This is a genomic window from Vibrio sp. V42_P2S4T144 (assembly GCF_009904715.1).
GTDB classification, from domain to species: domain Bacteria; phylum Pseudomonadota; class Gammaproteobacteria; order Enterobacterales; family Vibrionaceae; genus Vibrio; species Vibrio alginolyticus.
The window spans coordinates 1-2778 of sequence record NZ_WXWS01000150.1; the positions used below are offsets into that span (position 1 = coordinate 1).

The following is a 2778-nucleotide window of genomic DNA, read 5'->3' on the forward strand; positions in this document are numbered from 1 at the left end:
TGTGACATTGAAGTCTCCCGTGAAATTAATATTGTATCCAATCCATTTTACTTTAGTAGTTTATTGTTTTTCTGGCACAAACCAACTAGGAAAGAAGGTTTTGAGAAGTAGAGTGAAATAAAAGGCATCAGTTGATGCCTTTTTGAGCCATTTGGTGAGCTTATTGGGAAACTTTGCCATCTATGGCGCGTTGAATACCAAGTGGGTTCGACGCTTTTAATGAATCCGGCAATAAAGATTCTGGCAAAGCTTGATAAGCGACCGGACGCAACCAACGATGAATAGCCTCCGCACCGACAGATGTTGAGGCAGAATTGGTTGAAGCCGGATATGGTCCACCATGAACCATAGCGTAACCAACCTCGACGCCAGTTGGCCAACCGTTGAATACAAGGCGTCCGGCGATTTCTTCCAAACTTGGAAGCAGTTGCTTGGCTTGTTCTTCGTCTTCAGCGGTAGCGTGAAGGGTTGCGGTGAGCGATCCAGTCAGTGAATCACTCAGTTTCAACATGTCATCGAAATCTTCACAGATTACGATTAACGATTGAGGACCAAATATTTCTTCCTCCCATTGCGGGTTTTCACGCCAGTTTTTACTGTCCGTCACGAACAGTGCTGGTGAGACATTGGTCGCTTCTGCTTGTTCAGAACGAGTGACGTTAATGCCTGTTTCGGAAGCTCGCTTATCCACTTCGGATTCATACGTTTCTCGGATTCCTTGCGTTAGCAAAGTGGCCGTTGATTGTTGTCGAATTAACCCTTGAGCGATTTCGATAAAGGCTTGCGTTTCTGGGCTATTCAAGACAAATACAACGCCTGGTTTTGTACAAAATTGTCCACAGCCCAAAGTCATAGAAGCCACAAACTCTTCAGCCAATGAGGCGTTTGCTCGTATGGCTGAAGGGAGAATAAATGTTGGGTTAATCGCCCCTAGTTCACCATAGAAGGGGATTGGCTCTGGTCTTTGCTGAGCTAGATTGAACAGCGCACGGCCACCACCGACGGAGCCTGTAAACCCAACCCCTTTAATTTTTGGATGGGTAACGAGTGCTTGGCCAAGTGCGCGTTTGTTGCCTTGCAATAGCGTGAAGATGGCTTGCGGTAAGCACTCTTTCTCCAGTGCAGCCTCAATACACTCTGCAACAAGTTGACTGGTGCCAGGGTGGGCGGTATGGCCTTTTACAATCACAGGACAGCCAGCTGCCAGTGCCGAAGCCGTATCACCACCTGCCGTAGAAAATGCGAGCGGAAAATTAGACGCACCAAACACGGCGACAGGGCCAATTGCGATTTGCTGACGGCGAATATCTGGTTTTGGCAGTGGTTGACGGTCTGGGTTTGGCGTATCGAAAATTGCTTGATGGTGATTACCCGATCTCACAACCTCGGCAAATAGTCTTAATTGGTTCGCGGTACGTCCTATTTCACCGCTTAAACGTGCTTCGGGAAGGGCAGTTTCTAAATGAGCACGAGCAACGATTTCTTCACTCTTCACTTCCAATTCAGAGGCGATAGAGCAAAGTAAGCTCGCTCGCTTTGCATTGCTTAGTTGGCGAAACTCACGCGCAACGCTTTGGGCGGCTGAGGCGGCTTGATTAACTTCTTGCTCTCCATGTACCGGAAACGCTATAGGTAGAGGCTCACCAGTAAAGGCGTTGACTGCGTAAAAAGTGGTTGGTTCTTGTGGGTTCATCATTCTTCCTTACTATCCTTATTACTTCACTTCAAATCCGTACGCATATGGGTCTTCATCGTCTACCCATATCGTGTTGTGACCGTATACTTGTGCCCATCCTTCAATGCTTGGCAAAATAGCGGCTTTGCCATTCACTTCGGTAATGCCTTCTATACGTCCTTGAAATAGGCTGCCGATGATACTTTCGTGAACAAAGTCTTCTCCTTGATTGAGTTTGCCTCTTGCATGCCATTGCGCCATGCGTGCACTTGTGCCCGTACCACATGGCGAGCGATCCAACGCTTTGTCACCGTAAAACACAGCATTTCGAGCGGTGGCGTTTTCTTGAGTGGGCTCTCCGGTCCATAGCACATGAGAAACACCGCATACTGTTGGATCTTCTGGATGTACGCACTCAACCGCTCGAGATACCGCTTCGCGAACTTTTGGTGAAAGCATCAAAATTTCATCTGGAGAGTAGTGTTCAAGTCCGGCGTAGTTTTCTTGAGGATCGACGATTACGTAATAGTTTCCGCCATAAGCAACATCGACAGTGAGCTCACCTAAGCCCTCTATGTCCACGGTTACGTCTTGGTGGGCAAGGTAAGCCGGTACGTTAAATATCTTTACCGACGTGACCTTGTCACCTTTTGTTTGGTAGTGCACTTCGATTTGTCCTGCTGGGACATCAAGTATCAAACGACCTTCTTTTTTGGGAGTGATAAGGCGATTTTCGATAGCGGTGGTGACGGTTCCAATGGTGCCGTGGCCACACATTGGTAAGCAGCCACTGGTTTCAATAAACAGAATAGAAGCGTCTGCGTTATCACTGCAAGGAGGCAAGACAACTGACCCCGACATCATTGAGTGTCCGCGAGGCTCAAACATGAGTGCCTGACGAATCCAATCATAATGCTCAAGAAAGTATTGGCGCTTTTCGCTCATGGTATTGCCTTCGAGTGGAGGCACACCGCCTGCTACCAGCCTAACTGAGTTGCCGCAGGTGTGGGCATCAATACAGAAAAAAGTTCCTTGTCTCATTTTTCGCTCCTTGCTGAAAAAATGGTTGAATTAAGCAATAGTGATGTTAACGTAATGTAAAA

2 protein-coding genes are annotated in these 2778 nt (G+C 47.5%); both read right to left on the bottom strand.

What is annotated here, in order from left to right; all coding sequences use genetic code 11:
* Positions 1-160: 160 nt before the first annotated feature.
* Positions 161-1693 (bottom strand): aldehyde dehydrogenase (NADP(+)), encoded by a 1533-nt coding sequence (locus CAG68_RS04890; protein ID WP_086046689.1) that lies wholly within the window; start codon positions 1691-1693, stop codon positions 161-163.
* A 21-nt stretch (positions 1694-1714) separates the two neighbouring features.
* On the bottom strand, positions 1715-2716 hold the full coding sequence (locus tag CAG68_RS04895) for a 4-hydroxyproline epimerase (RefSeq protein ID WP_086046690.1): 1002 nt from the start codon (positions 2714-2716) through the stop codon (positions 1715-1717).
* Positions 2717-2778 lie beyond the last annotated feature (62 nt).